Source organism: Pseudacidovorax sp. (assembly GCF_017991995.1).
Classification (GTDB): Bacteria; Pseudomonadota; Gammaproteobacteria; order Burkholderiales; family Burkholderiaceae_C; genus Xenophilus.
In genome coordinates this window covers 47,619-63,996 of the sequence record NZ_JAGOPN010000029.1, presented here as the reverse complement: position 1 = coordinate 63,996, position 16,378 = coordinate 47,619, and the positions used below count along the sequence as shown (strand labels likewise).

At 69.8% G+C, this 16,378-nt stretch carries 15 protein-coding genes; 1 reads left to right on the top strand and 14 read right to left on the bottom strand.

All coding sequences use genetic code 11. The features are described 5' to 3' along the window. Positions 1–876: 876 nt before the first annotated feature. The 13 genes from KBC94_RS27590 to KBC94_RS27530 form a co-directional block, all read right to left on the bottom strand. A complete protein-coding gene (locus tag KBC94_RS27590; protein ID WP_294378338.1) occupies positions 877–1,851 on the bottom strand; it encodes a PDR/VanB family oxidoreductase in 975 nt (324 codons plus the stop codon). A gap of 149 nt (positions 1,852–2,000) precedes the next feature. Next, positions 2,001–3,038: an aromatic ring-hydroxylating dioxygenase subunit alpha gene (locus KBC94_RS27585; RefSeq protein WP_294378337.1), complete on the bottom strand. Its 1,038-nt coding sequence runs from the start codon at positions 3,036–3,038 to the stop codon at positions 2,001–2,003. A gap of 28 nt (positions 3,039–3,066) precedes the next feature. Then, the gene (locus tag KBC94_RS27580; protein WP_017757816.1) at positions 3,067–3,291 is read right to left on the bottom strand and encodes a recombinase-like helix-turn-helix domain-containing protein; all 225 of its coding nucleotides are present in this window, start codon (positions 3,289–3,291) and stop codon (positions 3,067–3,069) included. Between the two features lie 56 nt (positions 3,292–3,347). Then, the gene (locus KBC94_RS27575) at positions 3,348–4,337 is read right to left on the bottom strand and encodes a tripartite tricarboxylate transporter substrate binding protein (RefSeq protein ID WP_294378332.1); all 990 of its coding nucleotides are present in this window, start codon (positions 4,335–4,337) and stop codon (positions 3,348–3,350) included. 5 nt (positions 4,338–4,342) lie between these two features. Further along, positions 4,343–5,311 (bottom strand): VOC family protein, encoded by a 969-nt coding sequence (locus tag KBC94_RS27570; protein WP_294378329.1) that lies wholly within the window; start codon positions 5,309–5,311, stop codon positions 4,343–4,345. Positions 5,312–5,336: 25 nt separating this feature from the next. Further along, on the bottom strand, positions 5,337–6,812 hold the full coding sequence (locus KBC94_RS27565) for an aldehyde dehydrogenase (RefSeq protein WP_294378324.1): 1,476 nt from the start codon (positions 6,810–6,812) through the stop codon (positions 5,337–5,339). Positions 6,813–6,839: 27 nt separating this feature from the next. Beyond that, positions 6,840–7,643 (bottom strand): aspartate dehydrogenase, encoded by an 804-nt coding sequence (locus tag KBC94_RS27560; RefSeq protein WP_294378322.1) that lies wholly within the window; start codon positions 7,641–7,643, stop codon positions 6,840–6,842. Positions 7,644–7,650: 7 nt separating this feature from the next. Continuing rightward, the gene (locus KBC94_RS27555; RefSeq protein ID WP_294378320.1) at positions 7,651–9,342 is read right to left on the bottom strand and encodes a thiamine pyrophosphate-binding protein; all 1,692 of its coding nucleotides are present in this window, start codon (positions 9,340–9,342) and stop codon (positions 7,651–7,653) included. A gap of 30 nt (positions 9,343–9,372) precedes the next feature. Beyond that, positions 9,373–10,203, bottom strand: a complete 831-nt coding sequence (locus KBC94_RS27550; RefSeq protein WP_294378316.1) for an SDR family oxidoreductase — start codon at positions 10,201–10,203, stop codon at positions 9,373–9,375. A 17-nt stretch (positions 10,204–10,220) separates the two neighbouring features. After that, positions 10,221–11,063, bottom strand: a complete 843-nt coding sequence (locus KBC94_RS27545) for an IclR family transcriptional regulator (protein ID WP_294378313.1) — start codon at positions 11,061–11,063, stop codon at positions 10,221–10,223. Positions 11,064–11,076: 13 nt separating this feature from the next. Next, complete coding sequence (locus KBC94_RS27540) at positions 11,077–11,961, bottom strand: alpha/beta fold hydrolase (RefSeq protein ID WP_294378309.1); 885 nt, start codon at positions 11,959–11,961, stop codon at positions 11,077–11,079. A gap of 40 nt (positions 11,962–12,001) precedes the next feature. Then, on the bottom strand, positions 12,002–12,553 hold the full coding sequence (locus KBC94_RS27535; RefSeq protein ID WP_114804563.1) for a cupin domain-containing protein: 552 nt from the start codon (positions 12,551–12,553) through the stop codon (positions 12,002–12,004). Positions 12,554–12,593: 40 nt separating this feature from the next. Continuing rightward, positions 12,594–13,394 (bottom strand): SDR family oxidoreductase, encoded by an 801-nt coding sequence (locus tag KBC94_RS27530; protein ID WP_294378346.1) that lies wholly within the window; start codon positions 13,392–13,394, stop codon positions 12,594–12,596. A 270-nt stretch (positions 13,395–13,664) separates the two neighbouring features. On the opposite strand from KBC94_RS27530, the gene KBC94_RS27525 reads away from it, so the two are divergent. Next, positions 13,665–15,053: a hypothetical protein gene (locus tag KBC94_RS27525; RefSeq protein WP_294378305.1), complete on the top strand. Its 1,389-nt coding sequence runs from the start codon at positions 13,665–13,667 to the stop codon at positions 15,051–15,053. Between the two features lie 26 nt (positions 15,054–15,079). On the opposite strand, the gene KBC94_RS27520 is transcribed toward KBC94_RS27525, so the two are convergent. Beyond that, positions 15,080–16,378: an FAD-dependent oxidoreductase gene (locus KBC94_RS27520; protein ID WP_294378300.1), complete on the bottom strand. Its 1,299-nt coding sequence runs from the start codon at positions 16,376–16,378 to the stop codon at positions 15,080–15,082.

Here is a 16,378-nt window from a genome sequence, read left to right as displayed (position 1 = left end):
CAACTTGAACTCCAGCGAATGCTGGCGGTATGTCGATCTTGCGGTCATGAACCTTCTCCTGGTGAAGGCCCAGCCAGCGTATCAGTCTCTGCAACTATCGGTGGTCCAGCCCCAGGGGTTCACTCCAGCGCTCAGACAAACGCCGCGAGTCAGTCACAACCGGCCCGCGGGGACCGCGGGCCTCGCTCATCCGGCTGCGCGCCTCGGCGCATCCTGAGGGCGAGTCGACCGGGCGGGCCGGGGCCGGCTCCTGGGTGATCGGGCGTGGTACTTCCCTCTGCCGTCCTTGAAAGCAACGCAGACCCGTTCACCCAACAGCCGTTCGGACTGAGCTTGTCGAAGCCAGGGCACGTCACGTGGGTGTCAACGCCCTTCGACAAGCTCAGGGCGAACGGGTTGATGGACTCACCGACTGGGCAAGCGTGCTGACGGGGTAAGCACGCGGATGGGCCCCTTGGAACCTGACCAACGCCAACACCCGCCGATCACCCCCAAGCCCGGCGGGAGCGGCCCCCAGGGCGTGGCCGTTGGGCGTGCCGAGGCGCGCAGCCTGGCGAGTGAGGTGCGCGAGCATCGCGCACCGGCCGTGACTGACTCGTGGCGCTTGTCCGAGCGGAGCGCGTCAGCGCGCAGCGAGTTGCGCCACGCACTCGCCAGGCGAGCACCGCAGGGGACCCCGAGCGTTCAGCGAGGGGCACGCACATCGGCCGCGCCCTGGGGGCCGCTCCCGCCCGGCGCCCTCGCGGAGACAACGGCTCTCGAACCTCACGCCGACCACAGCGCAACTACTGCCAGCCATCAGCCGCAAGCAGCAAGCACCAGCTGTGGAAGGCCTGCCCCTCAGAAGCCGAAGCCGCGAACCTCGACCAGACCGACCTAGACGTCCAGCACCAGCCGCTTGCCCGTGCACCGCGAGACGCAGATCATCATGGTCTTGCCCGACTGGCGCTCGATCTTGGTGAGGATGCCGTCCTGGTGGTCCAGCTCGCCGTCGAAGTCGAGCACGGGCGTCTCGCAGGCGCCGCACACGCCTTCCTTGCAGCTGTGGTCGGGGTTCAGCCCGGCATCGATCAGCGCGTCCAGGATGGACTTGCCGCCAGGCACCGGCACCGTCTTGCCGCTTTTCTCGCAGACCACCTCGAAGCCGTGCGTCTCCACGGGCGACTCGACCACCACGGCGGCGAAGCGCTCGATGTGGGCGTTGGCGTAACCCAGCTGTTCGCAAGCCTTTTCGAACGCATCGAGCATGGGCGTCGGGCCACAGCAGTAGAAGTGGCTGTCGGCACCGCGGCCTTCCAGCAACTGGGCCAGCTTGGGCGGGCCGCCCTGCTCGTCGTCGAAGTGCCAGGTCACGGGCACCTTGGCCTCGGCGGCCAGCGCGGTGATGGGCTCGATGAAGGCGGCCTCCTTGCGGGTGCGGGCGCAGTACACCACCTCCACCGGCCGGCCCAGGGCGACCAGGCGCTGGAGCATGCAGAAGATCGGCGTCACGCCGATGCCGCCGGCCACCAGCACGCTCTTCGGTGCATCCTCGTGCAGCTCGAAGTTGTTGCGCGGGGCCGAGATGTCGATCACCTGCCCAACGCGCAACTGCTGATGCACGAACTTCGAGCCGCCGCGGCTGTTGCGGTCGTTGAGCACGCCCACCACGTAGCGGCCGCTGTCGCTGCAGGGGTTGCAGAGCGAGTAGCTGCGCACCAGGCCGTTGGACAGATGCAGGTCGATGTGCGAGCCGGCAGCAAAGGCCGGGAAGCTCACGCCGGCCGTGGCCGGGCGGAATTCGACGCTGACGATGCCATCGGCCTCGTGGCGCATCGTGTGGACCAGGGCTTTGAGCGTGGGGGCGGACATGGCGAAAGATCTCTCTGGACTTGTCGGTGTGTTTGGAAGGGAAGCGCGCCCTTCCCTCAGGGGCCGGCACGGCGGCGAGCGCGCAGCGCCCGCATCATAGGCAGCGAGCAAGGCGCATGCCGCCCGCTGCCGACCCACCCCTCAGGCGATCAGGCCTGCGCCGTCTGCTTCGCCTCGATCTGCTGCTGCGCCAGGTTGCGCAGGTGGCGGCGCAGCCGGACGATGCCCAGGTCGTGCTGGTACAGGTTCTCGTGCTGGTTGGCGTCGGGTTCCATGTCCTCCAGCATCACGCGGTCCTGCTCCAGCACGCGCCAGTGGCGCTGCTCCAGCCGGTTGCGGTACAGGAAGCGCCAGGTGTCGCGCTCCCAGCCCTGTGGCAGCTTGCGCACGCGCCAGTGAAAGACCGCCGCCAGGCCGGTGGAGATGGGCGTATAGCTGCCCACGATGATGAAGTTGCCGCCGGGGCCGCCGGTCTTCGGGTACGGGATCTCCAGACGCATCCAGTGGATGCCGGTGTCGCCCCACTCCGTCCAGTCGAAGTTGACGTTGCGCTGGCCTTCCTTCTCGAAGACGAAGCCGGTGTCGGTGGCACGGATGCCGAACTTGGCCTTCGAATCGCCCTCGGCCATCGAGTGCGACTGCTTGTGCAGGAAGGTGCCGTGCATCGGGTCCATGACGTTGTCGAGCACGTAGCGATAGTCGCCCTTCCACTCCGTGTAGCAGAGGAAGTGGCCGTACTCAGCGTCGTTGGTCAGCTCCTCGGGCAGCACCAGCGGCGGCGGCTCGTCGACCGGCTCGCTGCTGTTGTAGAGGAAGACGGCGCCGGCCGCTTCCTTGACATGGAAGTGGCGCGTGGCGCGCGTGCCTTCGAGCTTGCAGCCGGGGCTGCCCGGCACGCGGGTGGTCACGCCGTCACAGCGCACTTCGACGCCGTGGTAGGGACAGGACAGGCGGTCGCCCAGCACCACGCCCTGCGACAGCGGCGCGCCGCGGTGGGGGCAGCGGTCTTCCAGCGCGTGCAGCACGCCGTCGAAGTCGCGCCAGAAGGCGAGCTTGCGGCCCAGGCGGCGCAGCGAAACGGGCTTTTCCTTGATGAAGGAGGATGGGCAGATCGGGTACCAGAGGTCCTTGAGACCGACTTCGAGCAGCTGGTCGACCGGATCGGCGTGGATGGCGATGGTGGTCATGGGGTGTTCCTCGCGGGCGTCGTAGGGTTCAGGGCTGTTCCGACAGGATGGCGATTTCCTGGCGGTAGACCTCTTCGGTCCAGGGCTTGCCGCTGGGGCTGGCCAGGCCGCTGTCGTTGAGCGCCTGCACCAGGCCGGGCAGGTCGTGCACGCCGGCGCCAAAGGCGCGCTCGATGGCATCGCCCAGCAGGTCTTCGTAGGTGGTGGGGTTGCGCTTGCGCGCCTGGTGGGGCTCGAGGTAGCGGTCGGTCATGGTGTGCTCCATCGGGGGGGCGGGAATGCGTTGTTGGTCGAAGGCGGTGCGCCGGCTCACTCGGCCTTGATGCCGCGGCTCTTGATGACGCCGGCCCACACGGCCGTCTCGTCCTTCATGGCCTTGGCGAAGGCGGCGGGCGTCATGGTGGCCTGGGTCATGCCCTGGGCCTTGAGCTTGTCCTGAATCTCGGGCTGCGCCAGGATCTCGGCGGCGTCCTTGGCCAGTTGCTCGGCCACGGCAGGCGGCGTGCCGGCCGGAGCCAGCAGGCCGTACCAGGAGGTGACGTTCACGCCCTGGATGCCCTGCTCCGCCAGCGTCGGGATCTCCGGCGCCACCGGCGTGCGCTGGGCTTCGGTGATGCCGATGGCGGTCAGCTTGCCGCTGTTGATGAAGGGCAGCGCGGCCGGCAGGTTGGTGAACATCAGCGGCACGATGCCCGCCACGGTGTCGTTGAGCGCGGGCGGCGTGCCCTTGTAGGCCACGTGCAGCATGTCGATGCCGGCCTGCTGCTTGAACAGCTCGCCCGCCAGGTGCAGGCCGCTGCCGATGCCGGGCGAGGCGTACGACAGCGCGCCCGGCTTGGCCTTGGCCTGGGCGATCAGGTCCTTGGCCGTCTTGATCCCCGAGGCCGGCGAGGCCACCACCACGTTGGGTGCCTTGGCCAGCATGGTGACCGGCACGAAGTCCTTCTCGATGTTGAACGGGAAGTTCGGCATCAGCGTCGGGTTGATCGTGAGGTTGCCCGCGGGCACCACCAGCAGGTTGTGGCCGTCGCCCTTGGCGCGCTTGATCTTGTCGATGCCGATGTTGCCGGCCGCGCCCACGGCGTTCTCCACCACGGCCGGCTGGCCGTAGCGCTTGCTGAGGCCGTCGGCCAGGAAGCGCGCCAGCGCATCCACCGGACCGCCTGCCGGGAAGGGCGAGACGATGTTGAAGCGCTCGCTGGCGAGCTGCTTGTGCACCTCGGCCGGCGTCTGGGCCCAGACGCTGCCGGTGGCGAGCAGGCCGCAAAGCGTAGCGGCGAGGAAGGACTTGCGTTGCATGACGATCACTTCTTTTCTGTCAAAAACTTGCCCGAGGCGTCCACGCCCTTCTGCCGCCGCGTGTGGCCGTCCAGGCCACCGTCCACGGCCCATTCGGCGAACACCGTCGGGCCGGGCTCGAAGTCGCGGGCGGCCCATTCGGCCGTCAGCTGGTCCTCGTCGGCGTAGTACTCGATCAGGCCGCCGGCCGGGTTCTTGAAGTACCAGAAATAGGCCGAGGAGATCGGATGCCGGCCCGGGCCGAGTTGCGTTTCCCAGCCGCAGCGGGAGAAATGCAGCCCGCCGCCGAACACCTCGTGGATGTCGCGCACGGTGAAGGCCACATGGTTGATGCCGCGCTTGCCCGTGGGTAGCTGCAGCAGGAACAGGTCATGGTGGCCACCGATGTCGGCGCAGCGCAGGAAGGCGCCCCGGCCCGGATAGCGGTCGGAGGCGACGAAGCCGAAGCGGCTGGCATAGAAGGCCTCGCAGGCCTTCACGTCGGCCACGAAGAACACCACGTGGCCCACCTCGATGGGCGTGGCCCGGTCGTAGATCGGGCTGGGCTGGTTGACGCGGGCCTTGTCGGTCCAGGTGTTCACGCGGGCGCAGTCGATGTCGATGGCCTTCTTGCGGCTGACCTGCAGGCGCACGGCCAGTCCGTTGGGATCGGTGCAGCCGATGCGGCGGCCGCCGGCCACCTCGCCGTCGACGAAGCCTGCGTCGCCGCGGATGGCGTCGGCATAGCGGTCGAGGTCGGCGGCGCTTTCCACGCCCCAGACCACCTCGCGCAGCGTGGGGCCGTCTTCGATGGCGGGCGGCAGGCCGGCCTTGTCCATGGCGGCCACCACGATGCGGCAGCCGTTGAGGCTTTCGAACACCAGTTCGTCCGCGCCTTCGTGGGCCAGGGTCAGGCCCCAGTCCAGGAAGAAGCGGCGGCTGGTGGCGAGGTCGTCCGTGCCGTAGGTGATCTGATCGATGCCGAGAACGCTCATTGCTTGATTTCCTTGGGGTTCAGGGTCACTTCGACCATGGGATCGGGGCTTCGTTCGTGCCCCAGTACATGCTCTTCTGCTCCATGTACTGGAAGATGCCTTCGCGGCCCTTCTCGCGGCCCAGGCCCGAGTCGCGCCAGCCGCCGAAGGGCGTGGAGACGGAGAACTGCTTGTAGGTGTTGACCCAGACGGTGCCCGCCTGCACCGCGCGGCCCAGGCGCCAGGCGCGCTTGAAATCGCGGCTCCACACGCCCGCCGCCAGCGCATAGACGCTGTCGTTGGCCTGGGCGATCAGTTCCTCTTCGTTGTCGAAGGGCATGGCGACCAGCACCGGCCCGAAGATCTCTTCCTGCGTGATGCGGGCGTTGTTGGTAAGGCCTTCGAGGATGGTGGGCGTGTAGAAGTAGCCCTTGTCGAAGGCCGCGCCCTGCGGACGCACGCCGCCGGTGCGGATGCGGCCGCCTTCGCTGACGCCCAGGTCCACATAGCGCTCGATGCCCTCACGGTGCCTGGCGGTGATCAGCGGGCCCATCTGCGTGCGTTCGTCCGCCGGATCGCCCACACGCAGGTTCTTGGCGGCCTCGGCCACGCGGGTCACGAACTCGTCGTAGATGCCGCGCGCCACGAACAGGCGCGAGCCCGCGATGCACGACTCGCCCGAGCTGCTGAAGATGCCGTAGAGCACGCCGGCCACGGCATGGTCCAGGTCCGCGTCCTCCAGCACCATGGTGGGCGACTTGCCACCCAGCTCCAGCGACACCGGCATCATCTTGTCGGCCGCGATGTGGGCGATGTGCTTGCCGGTGGCGGTGCCGCCGGTGAAGGACACGCGTTTGACCAGCGGATGCTTGGTGATGGCGTCGCCGATCACCGAGCCCTTGCCCGGCAGCACGCTGACGATGCCGCGGGGCACACCAGCCTCTTCGCAGATCCTGGCCAACTCCAGCGCCATCAACGGCGTCACCTCGGCAGGCTTGACCACCACGGCATTGCCGGCGGCCAGGGCGGGCGCGAGCTTCTGCGCCTCGCTGGCGATGGGCGAGTTCCAGGGCGTGATGGCGGCCACGACGCCCATGGGCTCGTGCACGCTCATCGTCACGAACGGCCCGCGCGAGGGCGTGATGGTGTCCTCCAGCGTCTCCAGCGCGGCGGCGAAGAACTGGAAGGTGCCGGCGGCGCTGGCGACCAGCGCACGGGTCTCGCTGATGGGCTTGCCGTTGTCCAGGCGCTGCTTCTGCGCCAGGTCTTCGGCGCGCTCGCGGATGAGGGCGGCCACGCGGTGCAGCACGGCGGCGCGCAGGTGCGGCAGCATCTGGGCCCAGCCGCTGGTGCGGAAGGCCACGTCGGCACGGGCGATGGCCTCTTCCACATCGGCCAGGCTGGCGGCGCGCAGGCGGGCGATGGGCTCGCCAGTCGCCGGGTACAGGCTCCGGTACTCATCGCCGCCGCCCAGGCGCCATTCGCCGGCCACGTTGATGGGGAGCAGTTCCAGGTTGGGCATCGGGGGCTTCTCTCTCGTGTTTCGTCGTCAGATGACCAGGGGCGCCACACGACCGCGCAGCGCGCGCACCGCGCTGTACACGGTCAGCGCCGAGGTCTTGGGATTGGCGGCCAGCGGCTGGTTGCGCATGGTCAGCTCGAAGCGGCCGAAGGCGCCATCGGCCTCCACCTGGTGCACGTTCTCGGTCACGGCCGGGTCGGCGATCAGGCGCACCGTGGTGCGGTCCAGGCCCAGACCGGCCAGCGACACGGTGGCCGCCACGTTGGCGTTCTTGGGGAACAGGCGCGCGGCATCGCGGGCGCTGCCCTCGAAGATCACCACCTCCGCCGCCAGGGCGTCGAGGTCGCGGCCCTCCTCCGCCGGCGTGCCCTTCCAGGCGCGGGGCGGCTTGCGGCCGGTGTAGCGCACCGTCTCCAGCCCACCGATGCGGGCGGCGGCCAGGGCGTCGATGGCGCCGATGGCGCCGGCGATCAGCTGCACCTGCGTGCCGCCTTCTCGGGCTGCGGCCTCCAGTTGCTCCGGCAAGCCGGGCGCCGACAGCGCACCGACCGAAGCCACGATGGCGGGAATGCCGCGCTTGAGCGCCGGCAGCACATGCTGCTCGATGGCGGCATGGCCGGCCGCTTCGACCACCAGATCGATGCCATCGGCCGGCACGGCCTGCAGCACCTGCGCGCCGGGGGCGAGGCGTGCGGCCACGTCCTGCGCCGCGGCCTCACTGCCCTCGGGCACCACGATGGCCGCTGCGGCCAGGCCGACGTCGGCCTTCACCAGTTCCAGCAGCGCGGTGCCGATGGCGCCGCAGCCGATCAGGGCGAACTTCAAAGCCATGGCGTCCTCAAGCCGCAGGTGCCGCGGGCACCTGGTCCATCTTGTTCACCGGCGGGCCAGCGAAGTTGGTCTTGAAGCCGCCGATGGCGCGCATGTCGATCTCGAGCAGGAAGGGGCCCTTGCGCGACCACGCGCTGTCGAGCACGCCGGGCAGTTCGGCCAGGTCCGTCACCCGGGCATGCGGCAGCCGGATCGAGGCGCACAGCTGCGCATAGTCGGGCGTGTGCAGCTCGACATAGCAGCGGCGGCCGCCGTAGGACGCGTCCTGGATGTTCTGGATCACGCCGTAGCGCTGGTCGTTCATCAGCACGATGAGCGCATCGCACTCTTCCTGCACCAGCGTGGCCAGCTCGCCCAGGTTGAGGATGAAGCCGCCGTCGCCGGCCAGAGCCAGCGTCTTGCGGCCAGAGGCCGTCACGGCCGCGCCTACCGCGGCGCCGATGGCCATGGGCATGCCCATGCCGATGCCACCGCCCGTGGCGTGCACGCCGGCATTGGCCTCGAAGAAGCGCAGCTCGCGGTTGCCCCAGGTGCTGTTGGAGACCGTGACGTCGCGCACCCAGTTGAACTGGCGGCCTGCCTGCTTCTGCAGCTGTTGCACCAGCGCGGTGTAGGGGCCCAGGCCGTCGTGCAGGGAGGCCACGACTTCGTCGTGCGTCTTGCGCAGGTCGGCCAGCAGTTCCGGGTCGGCCTTCCAGCCGCGGGCTTCCAGGCGGTCGGCCAGGCCATCCAGCACCAGGGCGGAGTCACCCCAGACGAAGCCGTCGTCGGCATAGCAGCGGCCCTGCTGGGCGGCATCGGCGTCGATGCGCAGCAGGGGGCGCGGCAGCTTGAGTTCGTACTTCAGCGTCTCGTTGCTGCGCAGGCGCGAGCCCACCACCAGCATGGCGTCGCAGCGCTGGTAGAAGGCCTCGACCGGCTTCTGGATGTTGTAGGCGCCCAGCGAGGCCGGGTCGTCCTCGGCCACGATGCCGCGGCCCTGCACCGTGCTGACGATGCCGAAGCCCAGCGCCTTGAGGCGGGCCACGGCCGCGCCGGCATGGCGGGCGCCGCCGCCCAGCCACAGCAGCGGACGGCGTTTGGCGGCCAATTGCTCGGCAAGCGCGTCGATGGCGGCCTCGCTCGGCACCGGCACGGTGATGGGCAGCGGCGACAGGTCGGCCGGCATCTCGATCAGCGACTGCTGGATGTCGATCGGAATCTCCACGCTCACCGGGCCGGTGGGCGCGGTCTGCGCGGCCTGCACCGCGGCCTTGAGCGTGGACAGGCAGGTCTCGGCATTGCGCACGCGGAAGGCGGCTTTGGAGACCGCTGTCAGCATGGCCAGCTGATCGGGTGCCTCGTGGATGTAGGCCAGGTTCTGGTCCAGGTACTGGGTCTCGATCTGACCGGTGATGTGCAGCAGCGGTGTGCCGGCGTTGCGGGCCTCGACCAGGCTGCCGGCGATGTTGCCCGCGGCCGGGCCAGTGCTGGTGATGCACACGCCCAGGCTGGAGGTGGAGCGGGCATAGGCATCGGCCATGTTGCCGGCACCGGCCTCGCCGCGGGCCATGACGAAGCGCGTCTGGCCGCGCAGCGCGAAGGCGTCCAGGATCGGCATGTTGTGGATCGAGATCACGCCGAAGGCGGCCTTGACCCCGCACTGTTCGAGGAAGGCGGCGACGACCGTGCCGACGGTGACTTTGGGGGTGGAGGTCATGGGTATTCCGGAATCGAAGACGGGGCTGTTTCAGGCTGCTCTGGAATGGCCGCCCGAGACGTCGATGTGGCTGCCGCTCGTGTACGACGAGAAGGGCGAGACGAGGAAGGCCAGCGCGCGCGCCGCTTCCACCGGCAGGCCCAGGCGGCGCAGCGGGATGTGCTTCTTGATGGCCAGCTCGGCGCTCCACGTGGCCCAGTCCTGCGACTTGTCCTCGCGCGCCTCGAAGCGGCGGCGCCATTGGCCGGACTCGACCAGGCCGATCAGGATGCCGTTGACGCGCACGCCCTGCGGCGCGAACTCGGTGGCCAGCGAGCGCACGAGATTCAGGATGCCCGCGCGCGCGGCCGAGGTGGCCACCATGTGCGGCTCGGGCTGGCGGGCCAGCAATGAGTTGGCGCAGGCGATGGCCGCATCGCCCAGGCGCTGGCGCTCGGCCACCAGCTGCGGCAGGAAGGCGCGGGTGGGATGGATGATCGAGAAGAACTTGAGCTTGAGCTCGTCCATCCAGGCCTGGTCGTCGGTGTCGGCGAAGGTGGAGACCCGGCCCTGCCCCGCGTTGTTGACCAGCATGGCGGCCGGGCCCAGCGCGGCCTGGCTCTCGGCGGCGAAGGACTTGACCGAGTCGGCGTCGAGCACGTCGCAGGTGCGGGCGAAGAGCTTGGCGTTGGGGAACTGCTCGCGCAGGCCGGCGACGGCGCTGTCCAGCCGCTGCACATTGCGGCCGCACAGCGCGACCGAGGCTCCGGCCGACAGCAGCACCTGAACGGTGGCCAAGCCGATGCCTGAGGAGCCACCGGTCACGACGGCTGTGCGGCCGGCCAGGGCGTCCGCGGCGAAGAAGGAAGACGTGGGATTCATGGCGGAAGAAAGCGTGTTCAGCGGCGCAAGGGGATGACCTTGCGCGTCATGCCCGGGTGGGCGCCGTCGAGCAGGCCAGAAATCTCATCGGCCGCGGAGCAAACGCGCTGCACCAGCTGGTCCACCGGGCCTTCGTCGATGTGCGCAGTGGTGAAGGTCGCGCCCAGCGCAGCGATGGTGTGGCCCGCACGGTCGCGCACCGGCGCAGCGATGGTGGAGATGTTGCTTTCGAAGAAGCCCTCGCCCAGCACGTAGCCATGGTCGCGCACGGTCTGGACCATGTCGAACAGGGCGTTGACGGTGCGCGGCGTGTTGTCCGAGAAGACCTCGAGCTTGTCCTCGGGATAGAGCGCGCGCAGTTGCGGCAGGCTCAGGTCGGCCAGCAGCACATGGCCCAGCACCGTGGCATGGGCGGGCAGGCGGGTGCCCACCGTGACCGCGCTGCGGAAGGGCGTGGGCGACGCGGTCTTGGCCACGTAGACGATGGAACGGCCATCGCGCACCACCATGTTGCAGGCATGCCCGATGTCCTCCGACAGGCGGGTGAGCACCGGCAGGCCCAGCTCGGTCAGCTCCAGCGACGCCAGGTATTCGAAGCCCAGGCGCAGCACGGCCAGGCCCAGGCGGTAGTCGCGGCCACTCTCGGTCTTCTCGATGAAGCCCATGTTCTCCAGCGTGGATAGAAGGCGGAAGACGGTGGAACGCGGCAGGTTGAAGCGGCGGGCCAACTCCGGGGCGGAGAGCGTGGGCGTGTCGCGGCTGAACTCGCACAGCAGGCGCAGGCCGCGCTCCAGCGCGGGAACGTTGTAGCGGTCGCCGCTGTCGTCGCTGGGGGCGTCAGGGGTGTCGGTCTGGCTCATGGTGTGTCTCTCCTCACGCGTCTTGTTCTTGGGCGGCGGCCATCAGCAACTGCGCGACGGGCGCCGGCTGCTCCACGTAGCAGGCATGGCCGGCACCGGGCAGCAGGGCGAGTTCGACGCCACAGGCCCGGGCCACCTCGCCGCAGGCCAGGGGCGTGGTGACCACGTCCTCGCTGCCGCAGAGCACCTGCACGGGCATGGCCGGCGGCAGGTAGGCCAGCAGGTCGTCGCCGGTCAGCAGTTCGACGGCCTGGCGGTAGCCGGCATCGTTGAGCCGGCCCATGTTCCAGCGCACCCATTGGCGGGCACGCTCGCTGGCGTTGTCCGAGACGAGCCGCGCGCTGCGCTGCATGGCCATGCCGACGATGCCCAGTTGGTCGAGCGTGGCCAGGCGCTCGCTGCGCACCTTCTGCGCCTGCGCCTCGCGGCCGGCCGCGCCATAGCCACGGGCCGGGCTCATCAGCACCAGCCGCGCGATGCGGCCGGCCAGGGGTGCGCCGGCATGCACGGCGCCGCCCGCCATCAGCGCGCCGAGCGAATGGCCGACGAGCACGCAGCGCGCGATGCCCAGCGCATCCAGCAGTCCCGCCAGACGCGCGGCGTAGTCGGTGGCGCGCGGCGCCGGCCGTGCCACGGACGTGGAGGTGCCATAGCCGGGCGCGTCCCAGGCGATCAGCCGCGCGCCACCACCCACCGCATCGGCCACGCCCAGCCAGGAGGCCGAGCCCGAGCCGATGCCGTGCAGGCACACCAACGGCAGGCCGCCTGCGCCTTGCCCCGCCTCGCGCACGGCCACGACGCCGCCCTGGGCCAGGGCCACCTCACGGACGGGGAAGCGGCGGTCGAGGGCCTCGACTTCGGCTTCGGGCAGCGGAGCGGGGGCGGCAGCAGCGGTCATGGGCAAGCTCGGGTCGGCCAATGGCAGGGGCAACGGGCGATCAGCCGCGCTTGACCTTGGTCAGCGGATGGTCGGCCGGGTAGGTCGGCGTGATGGGCTTCTTGGCACCCAGCATCACGCACATCAGCGCGTCCTCGTCGCCGATGTTGATCTCCTCGCGGTACACGCCGGGCGGCACCGAGATCAGGTCGCGGTCGGTCATGACGGTCTCGTAGCGCTCGCCCTCGGGCGTGGTCAGCACCACCTTGAGCTTGCCGCGGATCAGGAAGAAGACCTCTTCCACGTCGATGTGCAGGTGCGACGGGCCTTCGTGGCCGGCCGGGATCACCATGGTCGAGAAGGTGAAGTGCTCGGCCGGCACGGTGTTGTTGTCCGAGGCGACGCCGGTGCCACCGGTGCCCACGTAGCGCATCTGGGCGCGGCGGTACTTGGGGTCGAAGTCGGCCTGGAACTTCAGCGCGTCCCAGTCGTACTGGCGGGTGGAATAGCGCGCGATGCGCGTGTTCATCCACTGCTCCAGGCTGGCGCCTTCGGGGCGCTCCCAGCTGGGCTTGGAAGGATCGAGTTGCTGCTGGACGGACAGATCGGTCATGGGGCTCTCCTACAAACGGTTTCGGGACGGAAGGCGGAAATCAATTGAGCACGAAGCCGCCGTTGACGGGCAGCAACTGGCCGGTGACGAAGCGCGACAGCGGCGACAGCGCGAACAGCACCGCGCCGCACACATCGGCCGCCTGCTGCTCGCGCGGCAGGGCGCGGCCTTCGAGGTACTTGTCGTGGCGCGCCTTGGGCACGTATTCGGTGGCCTCGACCAGCGTAAGGCCGGGCGCGATGGCATTGACCGTGATGTTGGCACCGCCCCATTCACGCGCCAGCGAACGGGTCATGGCCGCCACGGCGCCCTTGCTGGCCACGTAGGCCAGCAGGTTCTGGGCGCCCCAGAGAGCGGTGTCGGAGGCCAGGTTGACGATGGCGCCACGGCCGCTGGCCGCCAGCGCGCCGTGGCAGGCGCGGCTCATGAGCCAGGTGCCGCGGACATTGACGTCCATCACGCGGTCCCACATCTCGATCTCCAGCGCGTGCGGATCGCGGCCACCGGAGTTGGTGATGGCGCCGTTGTTGACCAGGCCGTCCAGTCCGCCGAGCAGTCGCACAGCCTCGTCGGCGCAGGCCGTGACGGAGGCGGGATCGGTCAGGTCCAGCGCCAGCGCATGCACCTCGTGGCCCTGCCCGCGCAGCGCGGCAGCCTCACTGCGGGCCAGGTCAGCCAGGATGTCGGCGATCACGACCCGGCCACCGGCCTGTGCAATGCACTTGGCAAAGGCCAGGCCCAGCCCACGCGCACCGCCCGTCACCAGCACGCGCCGGCCAGCCAGCAGGGTGGGCGGAAGCTCGGCCATCAGGCTGCGCAGGCTCTCGGGGTCGGGCGTCATGTTCATCGGGCGGATCCATTTGTTTCTTTAGAGAAACGCATGTTCATATATGGAATGAACGGAGATTAATGCAGCGGTCTGCGGTCGTCAAGCCGATCAGACGATGGCGTCGCGCGCGTGGAGCCTGCCTATCCTCCAAATGGATGAAGCTGCGGCACAACAGCCGCAACGCCCGAGCCGGAGACCCTCCCTACACTGCGCCCGCCGCCTCTGGCGGACACACTTTGTTGACAATTTGCCTCAGGCAAGAAAAGAAAGAGGGGCGCTCACATGCGCAATGGGAATCCGAGGAGAAATGCCGGCCTGAAATGGGCCATCGGGCTGGGCTGCGTGCTCGCACTGGCGGCCTGTGGGGGTGGAGGCGGCGGCGGTGGCGGAGGCTTCTTCCTGCCGCCGGCCGCCGCCCCGCAGGCCCCGCAACTGGCCGTCGTGGCCGACGGGACGACCGTCGCTGCCGAGGGGGACGCCTATGTGGTGAAGCCCGGCCAGGTGATCACGGTGAAGTCCAACCAGACCGTGAGCTGGAGCGGCAGCTCGCCCAGCGGCAAGGTGACCGCCGTGGGCACCAGCAGCAGTGACCAGCAATGGCAGGCGCGCCTGGCCAACGCCAACCTGGGCGCCACCGAGGACTATCCGCTGGTGGCCACCGCCACCTCGGGCCAGACGACCACGGTGCGCCTCAAGGTGCGGGCGGGCGACAGCCGCAATGGCGAGTACATGGCCTACGTGTCCAACGGCAGCCGCCAGCAACTCAAGGCGGACTTCGACCTGGGCAGCCTCGAATTCGTCGATACATCGGGCGCAAGCAATGTGGGCACCCTCGTGAAGCCGGCCAGCGGCAGCGCCGTCTATGGGCTGCTTTCGAACCGCGAGACCACGGCGCAGCGCATTTCCGGGCTGCAGGTGCTGCCCGATACGCTGGTGGGCAGCTTCCCCTTCCTGGTGCCGGGTGCGAGCCCCGCCGCTTACGCGCCCTTCCCCTTCGTCGCCACGCGTGCGCTCCTCACGACGGCGGCGGATCTGGACGGCAACTTCAACCGCTTCCGGGTCAACTACAGCGGCACCACCAAGGACTCGTCCATCAGTCAGGTCCAGTTCGCCGGCTCGGGGACGCTCTTTGTGCGCTGCAACGAGGTGGCCATCACCCGTGTGGACGACTGCCCGGCGGGGTCGCTGGTCACCGCCACCCTGGCGCCGGATCCGACGACGCCCGGTCTGTGGCGTGTCACGAACAGCAGCGGGGTTTACGAAGGCCGCGTGTCGGTCGCACGGGTTGGCAGCGAGAAGATGCTGCTCGTGGCGGGCCCCAGCGCCACCGATCCGAGCTCGGCGCAATTCAGCGTCGGCCTGCCGGAGCAGCCTGGTGGCTGGGCGTCGTTCAACAACGCCTTCGGCTGGTCCATCCTCGGCACGCAGGATCAGTCCACGGCCGACCTGAGCACCTACACCCTGAGATCCGCATCGGCCGCCGGCGTCGTCCAGACCGCGCTGACGCTGAACACCCTGGGCTCGGTCGGGCCCAAGGGCATGATGGGAAGCTCCACGGGAGACGGCCGCTACTACTTCGTCGCCCGCTCCGCGCAACTCGAGATGGTGATCGGCGCGCGGGGCAACACCGCCACCGCCGGCTTCTTTCACCTGGGCGTGATCAGCAACTGATCTTCGGCCCTTCCGCGCGGCAGCGATCAGCCGCCGAAACGCGCCGGATCGAAGGGCGCGAGCGCCGCCGGACGCTCCGCCCGCCCCAGCAGCTCGGCCACCCACTGGCCGGTCCTGGCCGATCCGCCCAGGCCCACATGGCCGTGGCCGAAGGCCAGCACCACATCCGGCGTGGCGCGCGCATGGCCGATGCAGGGCAGCCCGTCGGGCAGGCTGGGGCGGTGCCCCAGCCATTGCCGCACGACAAGCGCCTCGCCCGCCGCGCCCTCGCCCAGGGCCGGGAACATCGAGACGAGATGCCGGCGCAGGATCTCCGCCCGGCGCCAGTCGGGCCCGGCGGCCAGCCCGGCGATCTCCACCTGGCCCGCGGCACGCAGGCCCGGCACCATGGCATGCACGATCAGCTTGCCGTCCGCGGCCATCATGGGCGTGCGCGGGCCCACCGGCAGCGCGCCTTCCAGCATCACGTGGTAGCCCCGCTCCGACTCCAGCGGCACCGGCGAGCCGGCCGCCCGGGCCAGCGCCGCGGAACGCGCGCCCGCGCTGATGACGGCGGCGTCGCAGGCGATGTCGCCCGCGGCCGTCCGCACTGCCCGCAGGCGGCCGCCTTCGATCTGCAGCCCCGTCGCCGGCGCCTTGAGAAGGCGGGCGCCCGTGGCCTGCGCATGGCGCGCCAGGGCCGCGACGTAGGCGCCGGGATGCCGGCAGTGCCCGGCCTCGGCCACGTGGATGCCCAGGGTGTAGCGTCGGTCCAGGTCCGGCTCCTCGGCGGCCAGGCGGGCGGCGTCCCACTCGGTCCACTGCACGCCGGTGCGTGCCCGCACGCGCCACGCGAGGGCCTCGGATTCGAACTCGGCCCGTGAGCGGTACACATGCAGCAGGCCCCGATGCTCGATCAACCCGGGCACGCCGGCATCGGCCGCCAGCCGTGCGTGGAGCACGGGCGAATCCGCGAGCATCAGCCGCAGCGCATCGGCCGTGCGCTGCACGCGTTCCTCGGTCCAGCCCGACGCCAGGTAGCGCAGCAGCCAGGGCAAGGCGCGGGGCACATGGCGCCAGCGCAAGGCCAGCGGACCCAGCGGGTCGAGCAGCCAGGCCGGAACCTTGCGCCAGGCCCCCGGCAGCGCTGGCGGGATCACCGAATGCGAGGACAGCCAGCCCGCATTGCCATAACTCGTCGCCTGCTCGCCGCCGGGCTCGCCGGGCTCCAGCAGCGTCACGCGCCAGCCCCGGCGCAGCGCCTCGATGGCGCTCGCACAACCCACCGCCCCGGCACCGATCACCACCACGTGGCGCCCCGTGCGCCCTTCCATCGTCGATTGCAT